Origin of the sequence: Streptomyces sp. Ru71 (assembly GCF_002920535.1) — a bacterium.
Classification (GTDB): Bacteria; Actinomycetota; Actinomycetes; order Streptomycetales; family Streptomycetaceae; genus Streptomyces.
In genome coordinates, this window is record NZ_PQSS01000190.1 from 1 (window position 1) to 265 (window position 265).

The 265-nt window shown below is 71.3% G+C and carries 1 pseudogene; it reads right to left on the bottom strand.

The annotated features are described in order from the left end of the window. Window positions 1-216 (bottom strand): annotated as a pseudogene (locus C3489_RS38175) (fic family toxin-antitoxin system, toxin component); the annotation flags it as partial. Window positions 217-265: the final 49 nt, after the last annotated feature.

Genomic DNA, 265 nt, shown 5'->3' on the forward strand with positions numbered 1-265 from the left:
GTTGGCCCGTTCCAGCGCCGGGACGTGGATGAGCAGCTGGAGCAGGGAGGCGGCGCGGGCGTGCGGGGTGTCGTACACGGGCACGCCGAATATCTCGGCCCGGTGCCGGGCGACGGCGGCGACCAGGGCGCCCCAGTCCGTGACCTGCGGGTCTCCCGGGGTCTTCTGTTCGGCGAGCATGAGCAGCCAGGCGAGGTCGATACTGAGATCGTTCAAGGGATCAGCGGCGGCCTTCACCGGCGTCGGTGCCGCGGGTCTCGGCGAT